The 22,591-nt window shown below is 71.9% G+C and carries 26 protein-coding genes; 11 read left to right on the top strand and 15 right to left on the bottom strand.

Annotation, left to right across the window (positions count from 1 at the left end; genetic code table 11):
* Nucleotides 1-5 precede the first annotated feature (5 nt).
* Complete coding sequence (locus ACIRB4_RS04280) at nucleotides 6-740, bottom strand: hypothetical protein (protein WP_403288326.1); 735 nt, start codon at nucleotides 738-740, stop codon at nucleotides 6-8.
* A 233-nt stretch (nucleotides 741-973) separates the two neighbouring features.
* Here ACIRB4_RS04280 and ACIRB4_RS04275 point away from each other — a divergent pair, with 233 nt between their 5' ends.
* From ACIRB4_RS04275 to ACIRB4_RS04265, 3 genes are read left to right on the top strand one after another with little or no spacing between them, the layout of a single operon-like run.
* Entirely contained in the window at nucleotides 974-2,245 is a 1,272-nt protein-coding gene (locus ACIRB4_RS04275) for a magnesium transporter MgtE N-terminal domain-containing protein (RefSeq protein ID WP_403288325.1), read from the top strand.
* Nucleotides 2,235-2,831: a DUF1003 domain-containing protein gene (locus tag ACIRB4_RS04270; protein WP_403288324.1), complete on the top strand. Its 597-nt coding sequence runs from the start codon at nucleotides 2,235-2,237 to the stop codon at nucleotides 2,829-2,831. The genes ACIRB4_RS04275 and ACIRB4_RS04270 overlap by 11 nt, the downstream gene beginning before the upstream one ends.
* A 44-nt stretch (nucleotides 2,832-2,875) precedes the next feature.
* Entirely contained in the window at nucleotides 2,876-4,009 is a 1,134-nt protein-coding gene (locus ACIRB4_RS04265; RefSeq protein ID WP_403288322.1) for an Mrp/NBP35 family ATP-binding protein, read from the top strand.
* A gap of 114 nt (nucleotides 4,010-4,123) precedes the next feature.
* On the opposite strand, the gene ACIRB4_RS04260 is transcribed toward ACIRB4_RS04265, so the two are convergent.
* From ACIRB4_RS04260 to sigE, 5 genes are all read right to left on the bottom strand, one after another.
* Nucleotides 4,124-4,756 (bottom strand): hypothetical protein, encoded by a 633-nt coding sequence (locus tag ACIRB4_RS04260; protein ID WP_403288321.1) that lies wholly within the window; start codon nucleotides 4,754-4,756, stop codon nucleotides 4,124-4,126.
* Nucleotides 4,757-4,836: 80 nt separating this feature from the next.
* Nucleotides 4,837-5,316 (bottom strand): sec-independent translocase, encoded by a 480-nt coding sequence (locus ACIRB4_RS04255; protein ID WP_403288320.1) that lies wholly within the window; start codon nucleotides 5,314-5,316, stop codon nucleotides 4,837-4,839.
* Between the two features lie 90 nt (nucleotides 5,317-5,406).
* Entirely contained in the window at nucleotides 5,407-7,329 is a 1,923-nt protein-coding gene (locus tag ACIRB4_RS04250) for a trypsin-like peptidase domain-containing protein (protein WP_403288319.1), read from the bottom strand.
* Nucleotides 7,330-7,404: 75 nt separating this feature from the next.
* Nucleotides 7,405-8,361: an anti-sigma factor family protein gene (locus ACIRB4_RS04245; RefSeq protein WP_403288317.1), complete on the bottom strand. Its 957-nt coding sequence runs from the start codon at nucleotides 8,359-8,361 to the stop codon at nucleotides 7,405-7,407.
* The gene (gene sigE / locus ACIRB4_RS04240) at nucleotides 8,358-9,116 is read right to left on the bottom strand and encodes an RNA polymerase sigma factor SigE (RefSeq protein WP_403288316.1); all 759 of its coding nucleotides are present in this window, start codon (nucleotides 9,114-9,116) and stop codon (nucleotides 8,358-8,360) included. Before sigE ends, ACIRB4_RS04245 begins: the two co-directional genes overlap by 4 nt.
* Nucleotides 9,117-9,257: 141 nt before the next feature.
* Here sigE and ACIRB4_RS04235 point away from each other — a divergent pair, with 141 nt between their 5' ends.
* On the top strand, nucleotides 9,258-9,935 hold the full coding sequence (locus tag ACIRB4_RS04235; protein ID WP_403288315.1) for an O-methyltransferase: 678 nt from the start codon (nucleotides 9,258-9,260) through the stop codon (nucleotides 9,933-9,935).
* Between the two features lie 125 nt (nucleotides 9,936-10,060).
* Here the strand turns inward: ACIRB4_RS04235 and ACIRB4_RS04230 are convergent, their stop codons facing one another.
* On the bottom strand, nucleotides 10,061-10,228 hold the full coding sequence (locus ACIRB4_RS04230) for a DUF3117 domain-containing protein (protein ID WP_006346801.1): 168 nt from the start codon (nucleotides 10,226-10,228) through the stop codon (nucleotides 10,061-10,063).
* A 318-nt stretch (nucleotides 10,229-10,546) separates the two neighbouring features.
* On the opposite strand from ACIRB4_RS04230, the gene ACIRB4_RS04225 reads away from it, so the two are divergent.
* A complete protein-coding gene (locus ACIRB4_RS04225; RefSeq protein WP_403288314.1) occupies nucleotides 10,547-11,350 on the top strand; it encodes an enoyl-CoA hydratase/isomerase family protein in 804 nt (267 codons plus the stop codon).
* Nucleotides 11,351-11,389: 39 nt separating this feature from the next.
* Here the strand turns inward: ACIRB4_RS04225 and ACIRB4_RS04220 are convergent, their stop codons facing one another.
* Nucleotides 11,390-11,971 carry a DNA-3-methyladenine glycosylase I gene (locus ACIRB4_RS04220; RefSeq protein WP_403288313.1) on the bottom strand — a complete coding sequence of 194 codons (582 nt, stop codon included), beginning with the start codon at nucleotides 11,969-11,971 and terminating at the stop codon, nucleotides 11,390-11,392.
* Nucleotides 11,968-12,285 carry a hypothetical protein gene (locus ACIRB4_RS04215; RefSeq protein WP_403288311.1) on the bottom strand — a complete coding sequence of 106 codons (318 nt, stop codon included), beginning with the start codon at nucleotides 12,283-12,285 and terminating at the stop codon, nucleotides 11,968-11,970. Before ACIRB4_RS04215 ends, ACIRB4_RS04220 begins: the two co-directional genes overlap by 4 nt.
* Before the next feature lie 105 nt (nucleotides 12,286-12,390).
* Here ACIRB4_RS04215 and folP point away from each other — a divergent pair, with 105 nt between their 5' ends.
* Nucleotides 12,391-13,251: a dihydropteroate synthase gene (gene folP / locus ACIRB4_RS04210; RefSeq protein ID WP_403288310.1), complete on the top strand. Its 861-nt coding sequence runs from the start codon at nucleotides 12,391-12,393 to the stop codon at nucleotides 13,249-13,251.
* 72 nt (nucleotides 13,252-13,323) lie between these two features.
* Here the strand turns inward: folP and ACIRB4_RS04205 are convergent, their stop codons facing one another.
* Both ACIRB4_RS04205 and dapE read right to left on the bottom strand, forming a co-directional pair.
* On the bottom strand, nucleotides 13,324-14,073 hold the full coding sequence (locus ACIRB4_RS04205) for a TIGR00730 family Rossman fold protein (protein ID WP_403288309.1): 750 nt from the start codon (nucleotides 14,071-14,073) through the stop codon (nucleotides 13,324-13,326).
* 75 nt (nucleotides 14,074-14,148) lie between these two features.
* Nucleotides 14,149-15,240, bottom strand: a complete 1,092-nt coding sequence (gene dapE / locus ACIRB4_RS04200) for a succinyl-diaminopimelate desuccinylase (RefSeq protein WP_403288308.1) — start codon at nucleotides 15,238-15,240, stop codon at nucleotides 14,149-14,151.
* Between the two features lie 38 nt (nucleotides 15,241-15,278).
* On the opposite strand from dapE, the gene ACIRB4_RS04195 reads away from it, so the two are divergent.
* Together ACIRB4_RS04195 and ACIRB4_RS04190 are read left to right on the top strand one after the other, a co-directional pair.
* The gene (locus tag ACIRB4_RS04195; RefSeq protein ID WP_403288307.1) at nucleotides 15,279-16,223 is read left to right on the top strand and encodes a hypothetical protein; all 945 of its coding nucleotides are present in this window, start codon (nucleotides 15,279-15,281) and stop codon (nucleotides 16,221-16,223) included.
* Between the two features lie 308 nt (nucleotides 16,224-16,531).
* Nucleotides 16,532-16,918, top strand: coding sequence for an ATP-binding protein (locus ACIRB4_RS04190; RefSeq protein WP_403288306.1), 387 nt, complete (start codon nucleotides 16,532-16,534; stop codon nucleotides 16,916-16,918).
* 65 nt (nucleotides 16,919-16,983) lie between these two features.
* Here the strand turns inward: ACIRB4_RS04190 and ACIRB4_RS04185 are convergent, their stop codons facing one another.
* The gene (locus ACIRB4_RS04185; RefSeq protein WP_403288305.1) at nucleotides 16,984-18,078 is read right to left on the bottom strand and encodes a bifunctional succinyldiaminopimelate transaminase/glutamate-prephenate aminotransferase; all 1,095 of its coding nucleotides are present in this window, start codon (nucleotides 18,076-18,078) and stop codon (nucleotides 16,984-16,986) included.
* Between the two features lie 84 nt (nucleotides 18,079-18,162).
* The gene (gene fdxA, locus ACIRB4_RS04180; RefSeq protein ID WP_003985062.1) at nucleotides 18,163-18,483 is read right to left on the bottom strand and encodes a ferredoxin; all 321 of its coding nucleotides are present in this window, start codon (nucleotides 18,481-18,483) and stop codon (nucleotides 18,163-18,165) included.
* A 112-nt stretch (nucleotides 18,484-18,595) separates the two neighbouring features.
* Here fdxA and ACIRB4_RS04175 point away from each other — a divergent pair, with 112 nt between their 5' ends.
* The 3 genes from ACIRB4_RS04175 to ACIRB4_RS04165 are packed head-to-tail and all read left to right on the top strand — an operon-like array spanning nucleotide 18,596 to nucleotide 21,404.
* Nucleotides 18,596-19,597, top strand: coding sequence for a GNAT family N-acetyltransferase (locus ACIRB4_RS04175; protein ID WP_403288304.1), 1,002 nt, complete (start codon nucleotides 18,596-18,598; stop codon nucleotides 19,595-19,597).
* Entirely contained in the window at nucleotides 19,594-20,412 is an 819-nt protein-coding gene (locus tag ACIRB4_RS04170; protein ID WP_403288303.1) for a tetratricopeptide repeat protein, read from the top strand. The genes ACIRB4_RS04175 and ACIRB4_RS04170 overlap by 4 nt, the downstream gene beginning before the upstream one ends.
* A 53-nt stretch (nucleotides 20,413-20,465) precedes the next feature.
* Nucleotides 20,466-21,404 (top strand): poly-gamma-glutamate hydrolase family protein, encoded by a 939-nt coding sequence (locus ACIRB4_RS04165; protein ID WP_403288302.1) that lies wholly within the window; start codon nucleotides 20,466-20,468, stop codon nucleotides 21,402-21,404.
* A gap of 46 nt (nucleotides 21,405-21,450) precedes the next feature.
* Here the strand turns inward: ACIRB4_RS04165 and ACIRB4_RS04160 are convergent, their stop codons facing one another.
* Both ACIRB4_RS04160 and ACIRB4_RS04155 read right to left on the bottom strand, forming a co-directional pair.
* The gene (locus ACIRB4_RS04160; RefSeq protein ID WP_403288301.1) at nucleotides 21,451-21,744 is read right to left on the bottom strand and encodes a DUF397 domain-containing protein; all 294 of its coding nucleotides are present in this window, start codon (nucleotides 21,742-21,744) and stop codon (nucleotides 21,451-21,453) included.
* Complete coding sequence (locus ACIRB4_RS04155) at nucleotides 21,716-22,555, bottom strand: Scr1 family TA system antitoxin-like transcriptional regulator (RefSeq protein ID WP_403288300.1); 840 nt, start codon at nucleotides 22,553-22,555, stop codon at nucleotides 21,716-21,718. The genes ACIRB4_RS04160 and ACIRB4_RS04155 overlap by 29 nt, the downstream gene beginning before the upstream one ends.
* Nucleotides 22,556-22,591: the final 36 nt, after the last annotated feature.

Raw genomic sequence — 22,591 nt, 5'->3', positions numbered from 1 at the left:
GGACCTCAGGTCCGCGGCAGCTGCTTGCCGTAGTCGAGGGTCTGGCCCGCCGCGGGCTCCTCCAGGGGGAAGTCCTTGTCCCACTCGGAGAGCACCACCACGCCCGCTCCCCCGCCCCGCGCGAACCGGAGCGGGAACGGCGTCCCCTCCAGCGAGACGTCCAGCGTGCCGCCCTCGCCGTCCTCGCCGCCCTTGACCTTGACCGTGCGCATGCCGCCGATCTTGTCGCGGTCGCCCTTCACGACCTCGCCGTGCAGGCCGATGAGCCCGTCGAGGAGCAGATCCATGTCGGTGAAGCCGCGCAGCTGCTTGTACGAGGGGTCGTCCTGCGGCACCTTCACGTACATGTCGTCGAGCTTGTCGGCCGCCTCGCTGTCCGCGTCGCCGTCCGTCCCACTGTCGTCGCTCGGCGACGGCGAGGGCTTGTCGTCGTGCGCCCAGAAACCCGCGTCGGCCTTCAGATAGAGCGCCTCGCCGATCCGCAGCAGCTCGAAGGTGCTGTTCTTCGTCGTCACGGAGCCGCTCGCGCCGTCCTGCTTGAGCCGCATGTTCAGCTTGTACGTACCGCCCTTGCTGACCAGCGTCCCGGCCAGCCGCACCGACTTCGCCGCGTCCGCCGCCGACTGGGCCTTCTCCTCGATGGCCGTGGCGGAGAGCTTGCCGACCCCGTTCGTCCCCTCGTCCGGGTCCGCCGCGCAGCCGGCGAGCGTCGCCACCGTCAGCCCTGCGGAGAGCGCCATGGGCAGCACGGCCCTGCGGATACGCGATGGCGGAGGGAGAGCGGGCACCTGCGCTGCCTCTCGTGTCGGAGCGGGGGGAACGGAGCAGTCCGCAGCGTACCCGGGGTGGGAGCCGCCGCCGCAGGCAGCCGTACGGGCGCCCTGCCGGGGCGGTCTGGAACGGCACGGGCTAGCCTGAACCCGGCATACCTGAGCAATAACCCGAATCGTGCGGCATCGAGGAGGCGCGTGGCATGGTGGCAGGCGCCCCCCGGATCTTCGTCTCGCATCTCGCCGGTGTGCCCGTCTTCGACCCCAACGGCGACCAGGTCGGGCGGGTCAGCGATCTCGTCGTCATCCTCCGGGTCGGCCGCCGCCCGCCCCGGCTGCTCGGCATGGTCGTCGAGGTGCTGAGCCGTCGCCGCGTCTTCGTCCCCATGACCCGGATCACCGGCGTCGAGTCGGGCCAGGTGATCACCACGGGTGTGGTGAACATGCGGCGGTTCGAACAGCGCCCGACCGAGCGGCTCGTCCTGGGCGAACTGCTCGACCGGCGGGTGCGCCTGGTCGAGAGCGGCGAGGAGGTCACCGTCCTCGACGTGGCCATCCAGCAGCTTCCGGCGCGCCGCGACTGGGAGATCGACAAGGTCTTCGTACGGCGGGGCAAGGGCGGGGCGCTGCGCCGCAAGGGAGAGACGCTGACCGTCGAGTGGTCGGCGGTGACCGGCTTCTCCCTGGAGGAGGAGGGGCAGGGCGCCGAGAACCTGGTCGCCACCTTCGAGCGGCTGCGCCCGGCCGACCTCGCCAACGTGCTGCACCACCTCTCCCCCAAGCGGCGCGCCGAGGTCGCCGCCGCCCTCGACGACGACCGGCTCGCCGACGTCCTGGAGGAGCTGCCGGAGGACGACCAGATCGAGATCCTCGGCAAGCTGAAGGACGAGCGCGCCGCGGACGTCCTGGAGGCGATGGACCCCGACGACGCGGCCGACCTGCTCTCCGAGCTGCCCGAGGAGGACAAGGAGCGGCTGCTCACCCTGATGCGGCCGGACGACGCCGCCGACGTGCGCCGGCTCCTGGCGTACGAGGACCGGACCGCGGGCGGGCTGATGACCACGGAGCCGATCGTGCTGCGGCCCGACGCCACGGTCGCGGACGCCCTGGCCCGCGTACGGCAGCAGGACCTCTCCCCGGCGCTCGCGGCGCAGGTGTACGTGTGCCGGCCGCCGGACGAGACGCCGACGGGCAAGTACCTGGGCACGGTGCACTTCCAGCGGCTGCTGCGAGACCCGCCGTTCACGCTGGTCAGTTCGCTGGTCGACAGCGATCTGCCGCCGCTCTCCCCGGACACCCCGCTGCGCGCCGTCACCAGCTATCTGGCCGCGTACAACATGGTCGCCGCGCCGGTGGTGGACGAGAGCGGGTCGCTGCTCGGGGCGGTCACCGTCGACGACGTACTCGACCATCTGCTGCCGGAGGACTGGCGGGAGACGGAGTTCCACGAGGAGGAGCCCGAGCATGCCGGCTGAGCGCACGCAGGAACGGGAGAGGGAGCGGGAACGCGAGCGGGAGCGGTCCATGCCCCGTATCCGGCTCGATCTGCCGCGCGAGCGACGGGCCAGGCTGCTGCCGGAGTACGACCCCGAGGCGTTCGGGCGTATGTCGGAGCGGATCGCCCGCTTCCTGGGGACCGGGCGGTTCCTGGTCTGGATGACCCTGACGATCATCGTCTGGGTGCTGTGGAACGTGTTCGCACCGCCCGGGCTGAAGTTCGACGAGTACCCGTTCATCTTCCTGACCCTCGCCCTGTCGCTGCAGGCCTCGTACGCGGCGCCGCTGATCCTGCTCGCCCAGAACCGGCAGGACGACCGGGACCGCGTCAATCTCGAACAGGACCGCAAGCAGAACGAGCGGTCGATCGCGGACACCGAGTATCTGACCCGGGAGGTCGCGGCGCTGCGGATGGGTCTGGGCGAGGTGGCGACCCGCGACTGGATCCGTTCGGAGCTCCAGGACCTGATCAAGGAGATGGACGAGCGCAGGGACGGCCACCGCGAGCCCCGGGATCTATTCCCTCCGGGCGCCGATCACCGAAGTGACGTACCCGACCGCTGACGGGTCTTTCCGGGCCGGGTGGTCGGCGCCGTACCATCGTCCGTATGGCTACGGAAGACGCGGTGCGTGAAGCACTGGCGACGGTGAACGACCCCGAGATCAACAAACCGATCACCGAGCTCGGCATGGTCAAGTCGGTGGAGATCGGATCCGACGGCAGGGTCGCCGTCACGGTCTATCTCACCGTCTCCGGCTGTCCGATGCGGGACACGATCACCCAGCGCGTCACCGACGCCGTCTCCCGCGTGGAGGGTGTCACGGGCGTCGACGTCACGCTGGACGTGATGAGCGACGAGCAGCGCAAGGAGCTGGCCGCGGCGCTGCGCGGCACCACCGCCGAACGGGAGGTGCCCTTCGCCAAGCCCGGTTCGCTGACCCGCGTGTACGCGGTCGCCTCCGGCAAGGGCGGCGTCGGCAAGTCCTCCGTGACCGTCAACCTCGCCGCGGCGATGGCGGCCGACGGGCTGAAGGTCGGTGTCGTCGACGCCGACATCTACGGTCACTCGGTGCCGCGCATGCTGGGCGCGGACGGCCGTCCGACCCAGGTCGAGAACATGATCATGCCGCCGTCCGCGCACGGTGTGAAGGTCATCTCGATCGGCATGTTCACGCCGGGCAACACCCCGGTCGTGTGGCGCGGCCCGATGCTGCACCGCGCGCTCCAGCAGTTCCTCGCGGACGTGTACTGGGGCGACCTGGACGTCCTGCTGCTCGACCTGCCGCCGGGCACCGGCGACATCGCGATCTCGGTGGCCCAGCTGGTCCCCAACGCGGAGATCCTGGTCGTCACGACCCCGCAGCAGGCGGCGGCCGAGGTGGCCGAACGGGCCGGCTCGATCGCCGTGCAGACGCACCAGAAGATCGTCGGCGTCGTCGAGAACATGTCGGGCCTGCCGTGCCCGCACTGCGACGAGATGGTGGACGTCTTCGGCACCGGCGGCGGCCAGAAGGTCGCGGACGGCCTGACGAGGACCACGGGCGCGACGGTGCCGGTCCTCGGCTCGATCCCGATCGACGTCCGTCTGCGCGAGGGCGGCGACGAGGGCAGGCCGGTCGTCCTGACCGACCCCGACTCCCCGGCCGGCTCGGCGCTCCGCACCATCGCGGGCAAGCTCGGCGGCCGCGCGAGGGGCCTGTCGGGCATGAGTCTGGGCATCACTCCGCGCAACAAGTTCTGAGAACCCGCGCGACGAGGTCCGAGGACCCGCGCGACAAGGTCTGCGAACCCGCGCGACGAGTTCGAGAAAGGGCGCCGCTCGACGAGCGGCGCCCTTCTCCGTCCCCGGTCGCCGTCAGGCCTCGTAGGCGGCCAGGTCCCGCACGGCCGCGAAGCCGAGCCCGTACGCGCTCATCCCCCGTCCGTACGCGCCCAGGTGGACGCCTGCCCGGGTCTCGCCGGCCAGGACCCACCCGAACTCGGACTCGCGGTAGTGGAAGGGCATCGGCACCCCGTCCACGGGCAGCGACAGCGACGACCACTCCGGTCCCTGGAGGTCGTCGGCCAGCTCGAACGCCGTCTCCGTCTGCTGGTCCAGCCAGTCGTCCCGGAGCGCGTGGTCCAGCTGCGCCGGCCAGGTGTACGCGAGGAGCCCCGAGCCGGCCAGCCAGGCCGCGGAGGAGACCGTGGTGGCGTCCAGCACACCCGTACCGTCGCCCGAGCGCCGCACCGGGCTGGCGGCGACCGTCACGACCACCGCGAAGCGCTCCTTCTCGGCCCCGCTCGCGTCGGACTTTATGGACGGCTCGTCGCCGTGGCCCATCGACCCGTGCTGGACGGTCCCGTCCGCCGCCGTACCGACCTGCATCAGCCAGCGCGGTCCGGTGAACGCGTCGTCAAGGCCGTACCAGGTGAAGGGTGCCCTCAGATAGTCCTCGGCCGTGCGCCGGGCTGATGGCGATCCCTCCAGCCGACTCGTCGTCTCCATATCGGCCGCCTCCTCGTTCCGTCGTGTCCGCGTCGGCGGACAACAGATGGAGGATAGCCACCGGCTTGCACCAGGTTGTGTCAGGTCGCGTCGGAGTCGTACGGCGGGCGCTCGCCGGTGCCCGGCTTGTCCTGCTTCTTCTTGAGCAGATCGGGTGAGGCTCCCGCGGGGCCTTCGGCACCGGAGGCGCCCCCGACGACCACCGGAACGGACGCCGCGGCGATCTCCGGCTCACGGCCGTGCACGGCGTCGGCGACCTCGTTCATCTCCTTCTTGAGGTCGAAGCTGCTGCGCAGCTCCTTGAGCTCGTTGAAGTCCTCGTTGCCCTCCAGCTGCTTGCGCAGGAAGGTCTTCGGGTTGAGGTCCTCGAACTCGAAGTCCTTGAACTCCGGACCCAGCTCCGTGCGGATGTCCTGCTTGGCGCTCTCGGAGAAGTCGCGGACCTTGCGGATGAAGCGCGACACGTCCTGGATGACCTTCGGCAGCTTCTCCGGTCCGAAGATGAGCACGGCGAGGACCACGAGCGTCACGAGCTCGAGTATGCCTAGGTCGTTGAACACCTTGCTGCTCCTTCACGGGGTCCGGGGCCCGCTCCACGGTACCCGCCGAAACTGCCGGGCGGGTACCGTGCGGCGTCCCCCACATGGCGCTCAGGTGCCCTGCGAGGAACCGAGCGTCAACGTCTTGGTCTGCTCCTTGCCTCCGCGCAGCAGCGTCAGCTCCAGCTGGTCGCCGGGGCGGTGGGCGCGGATCTTCACGATCAGTTCCTCGCCGTTGTGGACGCGCTGGCCGTCGACCTTGGTGATGACGTCGCCCGGCCGGATGCCCGCCTTCGCGGCCGGACCGCCCGGGGTGACGGACGGCGAGCCGTCCTTGCCCTTCTCGCCGACGCGGGCGCCGTCGCCGGTGAACCGCATGTCGAGGCTGACGCCGATGACGGGGTGGGAGGCCTTGCCGTTGTTGATGAGCTCCTCGGCGACCCGCTTGCCCTGGTTGATCGGGATGGCGAAGCCGAGCCCGATGGAGCCGGACTGGGCGCCGCTGTCGCCGCCCGAGCCGTCACCGGCGGCGCGGATGGCGCTGTTGATGCCGATGACCCGGGCCTTGGAGTCGACCAGCGGGCCGCCCGAGTTGCCCGGGTTTATCGGGGCGTCGGTCTGCAGGGCGTCGACATAGCTGACGTCGCTGCCGTCGCCCTTCTCGCCGCCCGCCGTGATGGGGCGCTCCTTGGCGCTGATGATGCCGGAGGTGACGGTGTTCTGGAGGTCGAAGGGGGCGCCGATGGCGACGACCGGGTCGCCGACGCGGACGTTGTCGGAGTTGCCGAGCGGCAGGGGCTTGAGGCCCGAGACGCCGGTCACCTGGACCACGGCGAGGTCGTAGCCGCTGTCCTTGCCGACGAGCTTGGCGGCGGCGGTCTCCCCGCTGCTGAAGGTGACGGAGATGTCGCCGGGGGACGTGGCCGAGTCGACCACGTGGTGGTTGGTGAGGATGTGGCCCTTGGTGTCCAGGACGAAGCCGGTGCCGGTGCCGGAGGAACCGGCGCCGCTGACGTGGAGGGTGACCACGCTCGGCAGGGCGCTGGCGGCGATCCCGGCGACGCTCTCCGGGGCGCGGCCGGAGTCCTCGGGGCCTGCCTGGGGCAGCTCGACGGTGGTGAGGCCGCCGTTGCGCTCGACGTACGCGCCGACGGCGCCGCCGAGCACGCCGGTGGTCAGGGCGAGCACCAGGGCGCCGACCAGGCCGATGGCGCGGCGGCGCGGCTTGGCCGCGACAGCGGCGGGGGCGGGGTTTCCGGGCGAGCTCCAGGGGTCGTACTGCACCCACTGCCCGGCGGGCTGCGGCGGTATCGGCTGCGCCGGCGGTACGGGCGCCGGGGCGGCGGCCGGCATCGGCCGCTGCACGGGCGGCGCGGGCGCCCAGGGGCCGGGCCCGCCGTAGGGCGGGGTCCGGTACTCGTCGGGCTGGTGGAGCGGCTGGGGCTGAGCCTGGGCCTGTGCCGGAGCCTGCGGGTCGCTCTGCTGCGGTACGCGCGGGGCCGCGCCGGCCGTGACGTCGACCGCCGGGGCTTCGGCCTTCGCCGGAACCTCCGCCGACCGGGCGTCGGGCAGCGCCTGCGGGGCCTCCGGCGAAACCGACGGGGCTTCGGGTGCGCCCTGCGGGGTGGTGTCCGTCGATCCCGACCAGACCTCCGGTGCGGCCTGCGGAACCTCCGACAGGGCCTCCGGCGTGGACGGCGCAGGCCCCGGCGTCACCGACGGAACGTCAGAAGCCGGCGGCCGGACGTCCGGTGTCGTGAGCGGGGCGTCGAGCGCTGCCGTCCGGGCCTCCCGGCGCGAGTCCGGGATCTCCAGCGCGGCCGTCCTCGCCTCCGTGGCCGTTTCCGGGCCCTCCGGGGCCGTTTCCGGGCCCTCCGGGGCCGTGGGGGCGGCCAGGGTGAAGTCGCCCTGGTCGGCGGCCGCCGGCTCCGGTGTGTCGCCCGGACCTCGTCCGGGAGGACCCCCGACCGGTGGCGTGCTCGTAGGCCGGCTCCACCACTTCGGCTTGTGCCCGGTGGGCTTCCCGTCGTCCATGCTCTCCCCGCAACAGCTGACCTGTCCGCGCCCCTGCCTCGGGCGCCCCTGCCCTGGATTCAACCAGGTTCGGGCTCAGCGGTGTGCGGTGAGCGGGGTCGCCGACGGGCTCGGCGCGGTCCGGTGGGCCGTCGGCGGGGTGACCGTCGGGCCCGCGGTCGGGAACGGTCCGGGCGCGAAGGCCAGCCGCACGGCCGGTCCCGTCGGGCGTATGAACGGCGAGAGCGCGAGCAGCGACGGGGTGGGCGGCGCGTGGAGCTGCAGGGCCACCGGGGGTGTCTGCCCGCCGGGCTGGAAGGCGCCGGGCACCAGCGGGCCGGGCACGACGGTGCCGGGCGCCGAGGCGACCCCGGGCAGCGTGTTCCCGGTGTCCGCGACGGACCGCTCCGCGGAGCGCGTCCCGCGACCGGAGGCCGTGCCCGCGTTCGTACCCGTGCCCGTGCCCGTACCGGCGCCGCCGGACCGCAGCGGGGTCACGGTGTTCCCCTTGCCCTCGCCGCGCGCGCTCGTGTTCATGGACGCCTCCAGCGGCAGGGCGCCGCCGAGGGCGATGGCCGCGAAGGAGACCGCGCTGGCAGCCGCGATGCCGAAGCGCCGTCCGCGCCCGCCCCGGTCCTGGTCGGCGCGGGGGCCGACTTCGTGGATACGGAAGCCGGAGTGCGGGGAGACGGCCGCGGCGGTGGCGAAGCCGTCGGACTTCACCCCCGCGCTCCCGCCCGGTCCGCCGAGGCCGAAGAGGTCGTCGAAGGGTCCCCCCCGGCGCTCCTCACCCCCCGGATCACCCGGTCCTCCGGGCAGCCCTTGGAGGCGGGCGAGGAACCCTTCGGAGGGCGGCGGGGGCGCGGTGGAGGCGAAGACGCTCTTCAGCCTGCGCTGGGCGTCGGCCTCCGCCTTGCATTTGGCGCAGGTGGCGAGGTGGGCGAGGACCCGCTCGCGGGCGTCGTGCCCCAGTTCGCCGTCGACCAGTGCGGCGAGCCGGTCCCCGAGGTGGTGCTCCGCGGAGGTCGGGCCGACAGGACGTGTAGCGCTCACGCCGTCCCGCCCTCCCAGCCGACGGCGGCCAGCGCGCGCTCCGCCCGGGCCTCGGGCGAGCGGTGCTTCAGCGCCTTGCGCAGATGGGAACGGCCGCGGTGGATACGGCTGCGGACCGTTCCGAGCTTGACGCCGAGGGTGGCGGCGATCTCCTCGTAGGAGAGCCCTTCGATGTCGCAGAGGACGACCGCGGCGCGGAACTCGGGCGCGAGGGTGTCGAGGGCCTGCTGCACATCGGCGTCGAAGTGGGTGTCGTTGAACGCCTGCTGCGGCGACGGCTCCCGGCTGGGCAGCCGCTCGGCCGCGTCGTCGGCGAGCGCGTCGAAACGGATCCGCTGCTTGCGGCGGACCATGTCGAGGAAGAGGTTGGTGGTGATGCGGTGCAGCCAGCCCTCGAAGGTGCCCGGCGTGTACGTCGACAGCGAGCGGAAGACGCGGACGAAGACCTCCTGCGTCAGGTCCTCGGCGTCGTGCTGGTTGCCGGTCAGCCGGTAGGCGAGGCGATAGACGCGGCCACTGTGCGTGCTGACGATCTCCTCCCATGTGGGCGGAGTCCACGCCTGCGATTCCGCATCCGATGCGAAGGTCGCGGTGGTGGGTGCGGCGTCGGCGGTGTGGAAACGGTCAGCGGTGTCGGTCACGGATTTCGGCTCACCCGCCGACCTGAGAAGGCGCCGAAGCACTCCTCTCCGATCCACAGGCGCAGCCGCACCTCCCCTGTCGGCTCTGGTGGTGTCCAGTGGAGCCCCTACCATAGCCACCTCGCCCGTTAGCTCCGGATAAGAATCTTTACGCGAATTTGGGGACGGTCACCCGCTGCCCTCGCTCGCCTTCTCACCCTGTAGGAACGCCCGGTCCCATCTGCGGGTTCCCGCACGCAGCGGATACAGTCACCGTTGCGCCAACTACGGGGACAGGAGAGGGCCATTACCGCCAACCGGCAGACGAGCTGGGCGTTCGCCGACGCCTTTGTCGCCGAGGACGAAGCGCTGCGCTGGGCCCGTGAGCGGGCCCGGGAGGCAGGGCTGCCCTCGGTGTCACCGGGCACCGGCGCCGCTCTCCGTCTGCTCGCCGCCACGGCGGACGCGAAGGCGGTGGCGGAGATCGGTACGGGCACGGGCGTGTCCGGAATCTATCTGTTGCACGGCATGCGGCCGGACGGGGTACTGACCACCGTCGACCTGGAGCCGGAGCGCCAGCAGTTCGCGAAGACGGCGTTCCGGGCGGCCGGCTTCGCCGGGAACCGGGCGCGGTTCATCCCCGGCCGCGCCCTGGACGTACTCCCGCGGCTGGCGGACGGCGGATACGACCTCGTGTTCTGCGACGGTGACCGGCTGGAGTCCCTGGACTACCTCGCTGAATCGTTGCGCCTGCTGCGACCGGGGGGTCTGGTCTGCTTCGAGGGCGTCTTCTCGGACGGCCGCACGGTCGACTCGGCGGCCCAGCCGGCGGAGGTGCTGCGGGTGCGGGAGCTGCTGCGGGCGGTACGGGAGAGCCAGGAGCTGCTGCCGACCCTGCTGCCGGTGGGCGACGGCCTGCTGTGCGCGGTGCGCCGGGGACATCCCGCCGGATAGGCGGCTCCCGCGAGCCGGACGCGGCCCACAGTTCGCGCGCGGCGGGCGAGGTCCCGGAAACACCTCTGCCCCGGCGCGGTCGGAACCGTGCCGGGGCAGAGGCGGGAAATCCTGGCGTTGTCGCGTCAGCCGACTACCTGCTTCAGGGCGTCGCCGAGGGCTTCGGCCTCGTCCGGGGTCAGCTCGACGACAAGCCGACCGCCGCCTTCGAGCGGAACGCGCATGACGATGCCCCGCCCCTCCTTGGTCACCTCGAGCGGGCCGTCGCCCGTCCGCGGCTTCATGGCCGCCATGCTCGTTCCCCTTCCTGAAACCAGCTCATCTCAGCCGACGGCTCCTGTCGAGGAGCATGCGTCACCGGCGTCGAACACATTGCTTCCAGGTCATTATCCCGCATCAGAGGACCCGATGACCAACAGCGGGCTGCATCGCTTGCGCAACGCGCTCTCTCAAAACCACCTATTTCGGCGATCCGCCTGCGATACTTCGCCGCCACTTCACCGTCTGTCTTTGACGCAGGTCACATGTGCGCAGTGGGTGATCTCCGCCATGCTGGGGGTCCCTCCGGACTGGGGGAGGGTCGAGAAGTGAAGACGCGAAGGGAAGCCGTGATGGCCGACACCGTGCTGTACGAAGTGAGCGACGGGCTCGCCACGATCACGCTCAACCGGCCCGAGGCCATGAACGCGATGAACATCGAGGCGAAGGTCGCGCTGCGGGACGCGGTGGAGTCTGCCGCGGCGGACCCGGCCGTACGGGCGGTGCTGCTGACGGCGGCGGGCGACCGGGCGTTCTGCGTGGGCCAGGACCTGAAGGAGCACGTGGGCCTGCTGATGACGGACAAGGAGTCCGGGACCCAGGTCACCATGAACACGGTGCGGGACCACTACAACCCGATCGTGCGGGCCCTGACCGGCATGCGGAAGCCGGTGGTGGCCGGTGTGAACGGCGTCGCGGCGGGGGCGGGCCTCGGTTTCGCGCTGGCGGCGGACTACCGCGTGGTCGCGGACACGGCGGCGTTCAACACCTCGTTCGCGGGGGTCGCGCTCACGGCCGACTCGGGGGTGTCGTGGACGCTGCCGCGGCTGATCGGCGCGAGCCGCGCGGCGGACCTGCTGCTCTTCCCGCGCTCCCTCGGCGCGAAGGAGGCGTACGAGCTCGGCATCGTGAACAAGCTGGTCCCGGCGGACTCCCTCGCCGAGGAGGCCGCGAAGGTGGCCCGGAAGCTCGCCGAGGGGCCGACGGTGGCGTACGCGGCGCTGAAGGAGTCGCTGGCGTACGGGGCGGACCACTCGCTGGCGGAGGCCCTGGAGAAGGAGGACGAACTCCAGACGAGGGCGGGCGCGTCGGAGGACCACACGATCGCGGTGCAGGCGTTCATCGCCAAGGAGAAGCCGAAGTACCTGGGACGCTGACACGGACCGCCGCCGGGGGCGGGGGCTGCCCGCCCCCGCTCACAGGCCGCGGGCCACGCAGTCCTTCAGATGGTCGTCGACCAGGCCGCAGGCCTGCATCAGGGCGTAGGCCGTCGTCGGGCCGATGAAGCGCAGCCCGCGCTTCTTGAGCTCCTTCGACAGGGCCGCCGACTCGGGCGTGACCGCGGGGACGTCCGCCGTCGTCAGGGGGGCCGGGCGGCTCGCCGGGTCGGGGGCGTACGACCAGATCAGCGCGTCCAGTTCGCCCGGCGCCCACGCCGCGAGCACCTTGGCGTTGGCGAGGGTGGCGTCGACCTTGGCGCGGTTGCGGATGATCCCCTCGTCCAGGAGCAGCCGCTCGCGGTCCGCCTCGCCGAACTCCGCCACCGAGGCGATCTCGAAGCCGGCGAAGGCGCGCCGGAAACCCTCGCGGCGGCGCAGGATCGTGATCCAGGAGAGTCCGGACTGGAAGGCCTCCAGGCAGAGCCGCTCGAACAGCGCGTCGTCACCGCGGACCGGCCGCCCCCACTCCTCGTCGTGGTACGTGACGTAGTCCGGGGTCGACACTCCCCAGGGGCAGCGCAGCCGGCCGTCGGGGCCCGCGATCGCCTCACCGGTCATCGCGGCTCTCCTTCGTCCTCGGGGGCCGCGCCCGCGAGTCGGGTCTCCAGCTCCGCGATCCGCGCGTCCCGCTCCGCGAGCTCCGCGCCCAGCCGGCCGAGGACGTCGTCCACGTCCGCCATGCGGTAGCCCCGGGCCGCGACCGGGAGGCGGAGCGCCTCGATGTCGGCGCGGTCGACCGGGCGGGCCGCCGGGAGGGGGTCCACCAGCCGCTCCGGCGCCGCCTCGGGCAGCACCTCGCTGTCGCCGCCGACGACCGCAAGAGTGACCGCCGCGACGACCACGACCATCGCGATCAGCAAAAACCAGAACACCAGCGCGCGCCTCTCCGGAGGTGGAAAACGGTCCCGTGCCGATCGTGCCATGCGCCACCGACGGTTAGGGTCGCAGGCGAACGGACGCGAGGGAGGACATAAGGGATGCTGCGCTTGGGACGGCGTGAATTCGGGCCGCACGAGCCGGTGATCATGGCGATCGTGAACCGGACCCCGGACTCCTTCTACGACCGGGGCGCCACCTTCCGCGACGAGCCCGCTCTCGCCCGCGTCGAGCAGGCCGTGTCCGAGGGTGCCGCGATCATCGACATCGGCGGGGTGAAGGCCGGCCCCGGCGAGGAGGTGTCGGCCGAGGAGGAGGCGCGGCGCACGGTCGGTTTCGTCGCGGAGGTGCGGCGGCGGCATCCGGACGTCGTGATCAGCGTCGACACCTGGCGCGCCGATGTCGGCGAGGCGGTCTGCGCGGCCGGCGCGGACCTGCTCAACGACGCGTGGGGCGGGGTCGACCCGGGTCTCGCCGAGGTCGCCGCCCGGCACGGCGCCGGTCTCGTCTGCACCCACGCGGGCGGCGCGGAGCCGCGGACGCGCCCGCACCGGACCGAGTACGAGGACGTGATGGCCGACATCCTGCGGGTGACCGTGGGGCTGGCCGAGCGGGCGGTCGCGCTGGGTGTGCGCCGCGACGGGATCATGATCGACCCGGGGCACGATTTCGGGAAGAACACCCGTCACAGCCTGGAGGCGACCCGGCGGCTCGGCGAGATGACGGAGACGGGGTGGCCGGTGCTGGTGTCCCTGTCCAACAAGGACTTCGTCGGGGAGACGCTGGACCGGCCGGTGAAGGAGCGGGTGCTGGGGACGCTGGCGACGACGGCGGTCTCGGCGTGGCTGGGGGCGCGGGTGTACCGGGTGCACGAGGTCGCCGAGACGCGGCAGGTGCTCGACATGGTGGCGTCCATCGCGGGGCATCGCCCGCCGGCGGTGGCGCGCCGCGGGCTGGCGTAGGGCCTGTCCGGACCCGTCGGACAGGCCCCTCCGCCGGTCCCGCCTCTCACGGCGTGATCGGCGGGGCTCGTCCTACCGGCCCGTTTCCTTGGAGACGAGCGCCACCGCCTCGTTCACGTCGTCCGTCACGTGGAACAGCAGCAGGTCCCGCTCGGACGCCTTGCCGCCGGCCACTACCGAGTCGCGGAGCCAGTCGACGAGGCCCTTCCAGTACTCCGTACCGAAGAGCACGATCGGGAAGCGGGTCACCTTGCGGGTCTGGACGAGGGTCAGCGCCTCGAACAGCTCGTCGAGGGTGCCCAGGCCGCCGGGGAGGACCACGAAGCCCTGGGCGTACTTCACGAACATCGTCTTGCGGACGAAGAAGTAGCGGAAGTTCACGCCGATGTCGACGTGCGGGTTGAGTCCCTGCTCGAAGGGGAGCTCGATGCCGAGTCCCACGGAGACGCCCTTGGCCTCCCGCGCACCCTTGTTCGCGGCCTCCATCGCGCCGGGGCCGCCGCCCGTGATCACCGCGAAGCCGGCCTCGACCAGGGCGCGGCCGAGCCGGACGCCGGCTTCGTACTCGGGCGTTCCGGGGCGGGTTCTGGCCGAGCCGAAGACGCTGATGGCGCTGGGCAGTTCGGCCAGCGCGCCGAAGCCTTCGACGAATTCGGACTGGATGCGCATGACCCGCCAGGGGTCGGTGTGCACCCATTCCGAGTCGCCCTCGGTGTCCAGCAGACGCTGATCCGTGGTGCCGGGCTGGACCTGGTCCCTGCGCCGTAGCACGGGCCCCAGCCGCTGCTCCTCCGGCTTCCACGCTCCCTCGGGGACACCCATGGTCTGCTCCCTCCGCCGATCCACTGATCTTCTGGTTCGGTCAGGGTAGGTCCACAGACGTGACAAAAAGCGAAATCACGCCTGTCGGTCAGTGAGCCAGTCGCGGAGCCTCGCCTCGCAGTGGCGGATCCTGTCGACGACCACGTGCTCGTCGCGCTTGTGCGCGTACAGCGGGTCACCGGGGCCGTAGTTGACGGCGGGCACGCCGAGCGCGCTGAAGCGGGCGACGTCCGTCCAGCCGAACTTGGGCAGCGCGGTGCCGCCGACCGCCTCCATGAAGGCCGCCGCGGCCGGGTGGGAGAGTCCGGGCAGGGCGCCGCCGCTCTCGTCGTCGATCACGAACTCGGCGACCCCGCAGTCGGCGAAGACCTCGCGGACGTGCGCGACCGCCTCGGCCGGGGAGCGGTCGGGGGCGTAGCGGAAGTTGACGGTGACGGTGCAGGCGTCGGGGATGACGTTGTTGGCGACGCCGCCCTCGATCCGTACGGCGTTGAGGCCCTCGTGGTACTCCAGGCCGTCGATGAGCGGCTTGCGCGGCTCGTAGGCGGCGAGCCGGGCGAGGATGGGGGCGGCGGCGTGGATGGCGTTGGAGCCCATCCAGGAGCGCGCGGAGTGGGCGCGTTCGCCCTCGGTGCGCAGGAGGACCCGCAGGGTGCCCTGGCAGCCGCCCTCGACCTGGGCGTTGGAGCCTTCGAGCAGGATGGCGAAGTCGCCCTCCAGCCACTCGGGGTGCGCCTCGGCGACCTTCCCGAGGCCGTTGAGGTGGGCGGCGACCTCTTCGTTGTCGTAGAAGACGAAGGTGAGGTCGCGGTTGGGCTCGGGGACGGTGGCGGCGATGCGGAGCTGGACGGCGACGCCGGACTTCATGTCGGAGGTGCCGCAGCCCCACAGGACGCCGTTCTCGTCGAGCCGCGAGGGGACGTTGTCGGCGATCGGGACGGTGTCGATGTGGCCGGCGAGGATGACCCGCTCCGAGCGGCCGAGGCGGGTGCGGGCCACCACGTTGTTGCCGTACCGGTCGACGGTGAGGTGGGGAAGGGCGCGCAGGGCCTCCTCGATGGCGTCGGCGAGCGGCTTCTCGGTGCCGCTGACCGACGGGAAGTCGACGAGCGCGGCGGTGAGCGCCGGCCCGTCCAGTGCGAGGTCCAGGGGAGCGTTGTCAGCCATGTGCCGACCCTAACCCGGCCTCCAGTACGGTTGGCCCCGTGTCCCAGTCCGCCTCCTTCCCTGGCCGAAACCGCCCCTCCAGCCGCCGCGGCCGCCTTGCCAGATACACGGCCGCCTTCGCCGTGCTGCTGGGTCTGGTCGCCTATGTGGCCGTGCAGTACGTGACGGGTGGCAGGGGCGCCCCGCGGTGCAGTGTGGGCAGTGGTGAGAACACCTACGAGTTCACTCCGGAGCAGGCGTCGAACGCGGCCACCATCTCCGCCGTCGGCACGACCCGCGGCATGCCGGAGCGGGCGGTCACCATCGCTCTGGCGACGGCGCTCCAGGAGTCGGCGCTGCGCAACATCGAGTACGGCGACCGTGATTCGCTGGGGCTCTTCCAGCAGCGTCCCTCGCAGGGCTGGGGCACTCCCGAGCAGATCCTGGACCCGGTGTACTCCTCGGGGAAGTTCTACGCCGGTCTCGCCGAGGTCCCGGGCTATTCGCGGCTGCCGCTGACCGTGGCGGCGCAGAAGGTGCAGCGCAGCGGGTTCCCGCAGGCGTACGCGAAGCACGAGCCGGACGCGGCGCTGCTCGCGGCCGCGCTGACGGGCCGCTCGGGCGCGGCCCTTCGCTGTACGACGAGTCCGGCCGAGGAGGGGCTGCCGGGCGATCCGGCGAAGGTGGGTGCGGAGCTGGTGCGGGCCTTCGGGGCGAAGGTGGCCCCGAAGACGGGCGTGGGCGGCCCGCAGAGCGCGGGGGCGCGGGCAGGTGCGGCGCCGGCGGAGCTCGCGGTCCCGGTGCGGGCGGCGACGACCGGTTCGCAGGAGCGGCGGGGCTGGGAGCTGGCGCACTGGGCGGTGGCGCGGGCGGACTCGCTGCGGATAGCGGAGGTCGCGTACGCGGGCAAGGTCTGGCGTGCGGGCGATGTCTCGGGTGCGTGGATGACGGCCGCCGAGGCGGACCCCGGCTCGGGAAGCGTCCGAATTCGTCTCGCACAGTAGCCGCGCATCCGTACGGGAATTCACTCGACGGTGGCGGCGGTCGTGAACCCGGATCGGGAATTCTTTCCCGCTCCGACCTGCCCCTTCGACGGTCCAGCCGGACGGCGTAATTCCCTTGCGGGGCAAGGGAAGTGACGGTTCGGCACAGGCCGGGGCGATGACACGTTCGCCCATTTTCCTCCCACCCGACAATACGACGCATTGCCAACTCTTTACCTTCGGCCGCCGCAACCTCACCCTCCCCCGAACCGGTTGTCACTGCGTCCGAACGCCGGACACCGCAATGTCCTCTCCGTCGAAGGAGCACCATGTCCCTCCCCCTGACCCGTCGGATCGCCCGCGCCGCCCTCCTCGTCGCGGCCGGCGCAGCCCCCGTGGTCGGTGCGGCCGGCTCCGCAAGCGCCCTGGACCATGGCCTCGCGCCCACGGGCGCCCTCTCCGGCATCACCTCGGTCGACGGCGCCGCTGTCGGCGACACCGTCGAAGACGCCTCGCAGACCACCACGGGCCTCGCCGGCCAGACCGGCGGCAAGAAGGTCGGCAAGGCGGTCGGCAAGGCCGGCGAGACCGCCGCCCCTGTCGCGGGCAAGGCCGCCGAGACCGCCGGCCCTGTCGCGGGCAAGGCCACCGACGGCGCGGGCGAAGTCGTCGGCGGGGGCGTGCCGTCCCTGGGCGGCCTGCCGATCGGCGGCTGACCCGCCACAGCGCGGACGCGAAGGGCCCGGGGAGCACCGCCCCCCGGGCCCTTCGTCCGTCTCGGTCAGCCGAGGCGCTTGACCGCAGCCTCGACCCGCTCGTCGGTGGCGGTGAAGGCCACCCGGACGAACCGCTCCCCCGCCTCCCCGTAGAAGTCCCCCGGCGCCACCAGGACGCCGAGCTCCGCGAGATACGCCACCGTCTCCCAGCACGGCTCGTCCCGGGTCGCCCACAGATAGAGGCTGGCCTCGCTGTGCTCGATCCGGAAGCCGTGGGCCTCCAGGGCGGAGCGCAGGGCCGTGCGCCGGGCGGCGTAGCGCTCGCGCTGCTCGGCCACGTGCCGGTCGTCGCCGAGCGCGGCGACCGTGGCGGCCTGCACCGGGGCGGGCGTCATCATGCCGCCGTGCTTGCGGATCAGCAGCAGCTCGGCCAGGACGTCCGCGTCGCCCGCGACGAACGCGGCGCGGTAGCCGGCCAGGTTGGACCGCTTGGACAGCGAGTGGACGGCGACGATGCCCTCGTACGTGCCGCCGCAGACGTCGGGGTGCAGGACGGAGACCGGGTCCGCCTCCCAGCCCAGCTCCAGGTAGCACTCGTCGGAGAAGACGAGGATGCCGTGCTCGCGCGACCAGGCCACGATCCGGGTCAGCTCGTCCTTGCCGAGGACCTTGCCCGTGGGGTTGGACGGCGAGTTCAGCCAGAGCAGCTTCAGACCGGCCGGGTCCAGCTCCATCGGGTCGTCGTAGACGACCGGCTCGGCTCCGCAGAGCCGCGCGCCGACCTCGTACGTCGGGTAGGCGAGCCGCGGGTACGCCACCCGGTCCCCGGAACCGAGCCCGAGCTGGGTCGGCAGCCAGGCAACCAGCTCCTTCGAGCCGACCACCGGAAGGACGTTGCGGTGGGAGAAGCCGACCGCGCCCAGGCGCCGCTCGCACCAGCCCGTCAGCGCGTCACGCAGCTCGGTGGTCCCCCACACCGTGGGATAGCCGGGCGAGTCGGCCGCCGCGACCAGCGCCTGCCGGATCAGCTCCGGCACCGGGTCGACCGGGGTGCCCACGGACAGGTCCACGATGCCGTCCGGGTGGGCCGCCGCCGTCTTCTTGTACGGCTCCAGCTTGTCCCAGGGGAAGACGGGCAGGCGCGAAGAGACTGCGCTCACGAGTTGGCTCACTTCCTCGTACGTACGGAAAACGCGTCGGTCCCGTACAGCGGGCGAGGCCGTACGGGACCGAGGGCGGGTCGATCAGCCGTTCTGCGGCGGCAGAGCGGCGATGAAGGGGTGGTCACGCTCGATCAGGCCGAGCTTGGAGGCACCACCGGGCGAACCGAGCTCGTCGAAGAACTCGACGTTCGCCTTGTAGTAGTCCTTCCACTCCTCCGGGGTGTCGTCCTCGTAGAAGATGGCCTCGACCGGGCAGACCGGCTCACAAGCACCACAGTCGACGCATTCGTCCGGGTGGATGTACAAGGACCGGGAGCCCTCGTAGATGCAGTCGACGGGGCACTCCTCGATGCATGCCTTGTCCTTGACGTCGACACAAGGCTGCGCGATGACGTAGGTCACGCTGTCGTTCCTCCTCGGTAGGGCTGGTCTGCGCGGGAGCGCGGCGTCGTCGATGCCCGCCCCTAGTATCTCCGTTCTTGGGGACGATCCGAACAGGAGGGGCGGAGAACCTGTGGAATTCACCGGCGGAGGGCGCCTTGAAGTGCGCCTCACCCACGCTGACGTGGGAAAACGTGTCTCCGTTCGGTACGTGACGGACACCGGCGCACCGGGCGAGCGCTTCACCGACGCGGTCGGTGTTCTCACATCATGGGACGCGGGTGTGCTGCTGATCACACGCAGGACCGGTGAGGGTGTCCGGATCGCGGAATCCTCCCTGGTCGCGGGGAAGGTCGTGCCCGCCGCGCCGGCCCGCAGACGGGGTCCTGCGGCCTCCTTCGAGGAGCTGGCGCGGGTCACCGCGCGCGCGTGGCAGCCGGTGGAGAGCGAGCCGCTCGGGGAGTGGACGCTGCGTGCGGCGGGCGGATTCACCCGCCGGGCCAACTCGCTCCTTCCCCTCGGCGGCCCCGGCCTGCCGCTGGACGACGCCCTGGCGCGCGTGCGGGAGTGGTACGCCGTACGGGACCTGCCCGCGTACATCCAGACCGCGACCGGCGCCGAGGGCACCCAGGAGCTGCTCGGCGCGGAGCTGGAGCGGCGCGGCTGGCGGTCGGAGGTCGCGGCGGAGGTACGGATCGGCGGCCTCGCGCCGGTCGGCGACCTGGACGCGGACGTCTCCGCCGTCCGGCTGTCCCGCTCCCTGGACGGTTCCTGGCTCCGTCGCTACAACCGCTCGGGGGTGCCCGGCCCGCATGTGCTGAGCGTCCTCTCCAGCGGCCCGAGTGTGTGGTTCGCGTCCGTAGCGGGCACCGGAGACATACCGGCGGCGATCGGACGCTGTGTGGTGGACGGCCGCTGGGCCGGGTTCATGGCCGTGGAGGTCGACCCGGCGCACCGACGGCAGGGGCTCGCCACGGCCGTCATGGCGGCGCTCGCCCGCCGGGCGCTCGACGAGGGCGCCTCGGCGGCCTGGCTCCAGGTGGAGGCCGACAACGGCGGAGCGCGGGCGATGTACGAGGCCATGGGCTTCGCGGTCCACCACCACTACCACCACTACCGAGCGGCGGAAGAGTGAGCGACTGGCGGCAGGAGTTCGCGGAGGAGGCCCGGGCGCGGCGGCCGGACCTCGCGCGGCTCTGCCTGCTGATCGGCGCGGTGGCCGACCCGGCGGTGACCCGGGCGGACCTCGACGCGGCGGAGATCGAACTCGACCGGCTGGCCGGCGAGCTGCCGTACGGCACCCGGGAGGCGGCGGACTGGGTGACGGCGCTCGCCCGGCTGCTCGGCGGCCGGTACGGCTTCCAGGGCACCCCGGCCGACTACGAGCGTCTGGAGTCCTCGCTGCTGCACGAGGTACTGCGACGCCGGCGGGGTCTGCCGATCCTGCTGTCCGTCGTATGGATGGAGGTCGCCCGCCGGGCGGGCGCGCCGGTGTACGGCCTCGGGCTGCCGGGCCATTTCGTGGTGGGCTTCGGCGACCCGGCGGAGCAGGTCTTCGCGGACCCCTTCGCGGGGGGCCGGGCGATGACGGGCGTGGACGCGGAGCTCCTGGTGGCGGGGGCGACGGGCGCGCCGCTGGAACCGTCGATGCTGCGCCCGGCGACCCCGCTGGACATCGTCCTGCGCATCCTGAACAACATCCGCGCCTGGGCGGCCCCGCGCCCGGAGCGCTCCGGAGTCGCCCTGTGGGCGGTGGAGCTCTCGCTGATGCTGCCCTCGCATCCGGCGCGGCTGCGCTACGAGCACGCGGAGCTGCTGGTCCAGCGGGGCGAGTTCCTCGCGGGGGCGGCGGAGATGGAGGCGTACGCCTCGGTGGTCGACGCGATCGAACCGAGCGCGGCGGCCTCGATCCGCCAGCGGGCGGCGGCGGCCCGGGCCCTGCTGAACTGACCCCCTGGGGTGCTAGGTTGCGCGCTGTACCTGATCACCACGAGGGGGAGCGCGTGAGCACGGAGCAGAACGGTGGCACCAGCCGCAGAAGCGTCCTGACGGCAGGCCTGCTTGTGGCGGCCGGAACGCCGCTGCTGAGCAGCCTGGCGACGGGCACCGCCCATGCCACGGGCGCGAACGACCGCTTCGAGTCCAACACCGACCTCTACCGACACTTCCAGGGGACGGCCGACACCGCCGACGGCGAGGGCTACGACTTCGCCCGCCGCTACCGGCGCCACGAGCTGCTCGACTCCGAGAAGGCCACGACGGGGCCGTCGGCGCTGACGACGATCCTCGCGATCCACGGCGGCGGCATCGAGATCGGCACGAGCGAGCTGTGCCTGGGCGTCGCCGGTTACAACCCGGACCCGACCCCGAAGCCCGAGGACGGCCCGCTCCTCTTCCCCGGCGAGCCGCTGTACGACTACTGGATGTTCGAGGGCATGCGGTCGTCCGGCCAGACCTACCCGGACGGCTCGCCCAAGACCAACGGCGAGCTGCATGTGACGTCCATCCACTGCGACGACCACGTGGCGCTCTCCATGACGGCCGGCAGCCTCAACACCGTGAGCCTGCACGGCTGTACCTGGGAGAACGCCAACCCGGGCAAGGTGTGGAGCGGCCAGAACCGCGAGGGCGTGGTCATCGGCGGCCGGAGCACAGCACTGAGGCAGCGGCTCACCCACCATCTGAGCCCGCACTTCGCGATCTTCCCCGGCGACGGCGATGTCGACGGCACGGCCACCGCGAACATCTGCAACCGCACGATGCTCGGCGAGGGCGCCCAGCTGGAGCTGACCACGGAGCTCCGTAAGAGCCTGTTCGTCGACTCGTCGAGCGCGAGCAAGCGCGCGGAGACGTGGAACGCCCGTTTCAGGCTCTTCGCCGCCGCGTGCCGCTCGGCCATCGCGGACGTGGAGGCCACCCAGCGGGCCGCCCGCCTGCTCTGACCGTGTCCCGGCCGCCCCGTGGACGCCCACGCCGACCGCCGGGGGTTCAGCGGAGGCCGCCCGCCTTGACCGCGTCGACGAAGGGCGCCCAGGCGGCGGGGGCGAAGACGACGGCGGGGCCGGTGGGGTTCTTGGAGTCGCGGACGGGGACGTGGGCGGTGCAGGCGTCGTTGACTTCGAGGCACTCGCCGCTGCTGCCGCCGCTGTAGGAGGACTTCCGCCAGGCGGCGTAGGCGTCGCTGACTTCGAGGCAGTCGCCGCTGTTGCCGCCACTGTAGGAGGACTTGCGCCAGGCAGAGAGGACCGAGGCGTCAGGGATGGTGGACTTGCCGTGCTGCATGCTCGTATTCCTCCGCGACGGACCTGATCAGCGCAAGTGACTCGCGATGTGAGAGCGCGTCACCCAGAGCGTGATCGTAAGCCACCTGACATTCCCGTACCACGGGCAGAGCCTCCCAGATCCGGCCGGACTTGAGTCCCTCCACGTACGCGATCGGCGGCTGGTCCTCGAACCACATGAGTTTGACCTCACCTTCAAGCATCGCGTGATAGCCAACCGCGAACGGCAGAACGTGCACGCGGATGCGGCGGCTCTCCCCCAGTCGCACAATGTGACGCAGCTGCTCGCACATCACCTCCGCCCCGCCCACCGGACGTCGCAGCACCGCTTCGTCCAGCATGATCCACACCACCGGGGAGTCGAAGTTGTCGAGGATCCGGGCTCGCGCCAGCCTAGTGACGAGAAGCCGGTCACGCTCCTCGTCACTCTTGGGCGAGGAACCCGAGGTCAAGACCTCCCTCGCGTAAGCCTCCGTCTGGAGAATCCCTGGCACCAGCTTCGGGGCGTACTCGCGAATCACCGTCGCCTCCCCCTCGAACTCCAGCGCCTCCGCGAAGTGCTCCGCCACCGCCTTCCCGTCCAGCGTCGGCAGGAACCGTTCGAAGAATCCCCCCGTCACCAGCACCTGATCCAGCCGTCTCGCGTCGTTGACGTCCGGGCGGCGTCTGCCCGCCTCCATGTGTGCCAGGTGTGTCCGCGAGATGATCGTCTGTTCGCTCAACTGTTCCTGTGTCAGGCCCGCCGCCTCCCGTCGGCGTTTCAGCTCTTCACCATATTTACGACGGGACTCCGGATTGTCCTCGATTGCCATGATCCAACTCCCCCACGTGCCGGTCGTGTTGTCACG

Source organism: Streptomyces sp. NPDC093600 (assembly GCF_044764755.1).
Lineage (GTDB): Bacteria > Actinomycetota > Actinomycetes > Streptomycetales > Streptomycetaceae > Streptomyces.
This window is presented reverse-complemented; position numbering and strand designations above follow the sequence as displayed.

What these genes read in the sequence shown, in the direction of transcription:
- ACIRB4_RS04280 (WP_403288326.1), bottom strand. Translation starts at nt 740, where the DNA reads ATGGCGCTCTCCGCAGGGCTGACGGTGGCGACGCTCGCCGGCTGCGCG.
- ACIRB4_RS04275 (WP_403288325.1), top strand. Translation starts at nt 974, where the DNA reads ATGGTGGCAGGCGCCCCCCGGATCTTCGTCTCGCATCTCGCCGGTGTG.
- ACIRB4_RS04270 (WP_403288324.1), top strand. Translation starts at nt 2,235, where the DNA reads ATGCCGGCTGAGCGCACGCAGGAACGGGAGAGGGAGCGGGAACGCGAG.
- ACIRB4_RS04265 (WP_403288322.1), top strand. Translation starts at nt 2,876, where the DNA reads ATGGCTACGGAAGACGCGGTGCGTGAAGCACTGGCGACGGTGAACGAC.
- ACIRB4_RS04260 (WP_403288321.1), bottom strand. Translation starts at nt 4,756, where the DNA reads ATGGAGACGACGAGTCGGCTGGAGGGATCGCCATCAGCCCGGCGCACG.
- ACIRB4_RS04250 (WP_403288319.1), bottom strand. Translation starts at nt 7,329, where the DNA reads ATGGACGACGGGAAGCCCACCGGGCACAAGCCGAAGTGGTGGAGCCGG.
- sigE (WP_403288316.1), bottom strand. Translation starts at nt 9,116, where the DNA reads ATGGTAGGGGCTCCACTGGACACCACCAGAGCCGACAGGGGAGGTGCG.
- ACIRB4_RS04230 (WP_006346801.1), bottom strand. Translation starts at nt 10,228, where the DNA reads ATGGCGGCCATGAAGCCGCGGACGGGCGACGGCCCGCTCGAGGTGACC.
- ACIRB4_RS04225 (WP_403288314.1), top strand. Translation starts at nt 10,547, where the DNA reads ATGGCCGACACCGTGCTGTACGAAGTGAGCGACGGGCTCGCCACGATC.
- ACIRB4_RS04220 (WP_403288313.1), bottom strand. Translation starts at nt 11,971, where the DNA reads ATGACCGGTGAGGCGATCGCGGGCCCCGACGGCCGGCTGCGCTGCCCC.
- folP (WP_403288310.1), top strand. Translation starts at nt 12,391, where the DNA reads ATGCTGCGCTTGGGACGGCGTGAATTCGGGCCGCACGAGCCGGTGATC.
- ACIRB4_RS04205 (WP_403288309.1), bottom strand. Translation starts at nt 14,073, where the DNA reads ATGGGTGTCCCCGAGGGAGCGTGGAAGCCGGAGGAGCAGCGGCTGGGG.
- dapE (WP_403288308.1), bottom strand. Translation starts at nt 15,240, where the DNA reads ATGGCTGACAACGCTCCCCTGGACCTCGCACTGGACGGGCCGGCGCTC.
- ACIRB4_RS04190 (WP_403288306.1), top strand. Translation starts at nt 16,532, where the DNA reads ATGTCCCTCCCCCTGACCCGTCGGATCGCCCGCGCCGCCCTCCTCGTC.
- ACIRB4_RS04160 (WP_403288301.1), bottom strand. Translation starts at nt 21,744, where the DNA reads ATGCAGCACGGCAAGTCCACCATCCCTGACGCCTCGGTCCTCTCTGCC.
- ACIRB4_RS04155 (WP_403288300.1), bottom strand. Translation starts at nt 22,555, where the DNA reads ATGGCAATCGAGGACAATCCGGAGTCCCGTCGTAAATATGGTGAAGAG.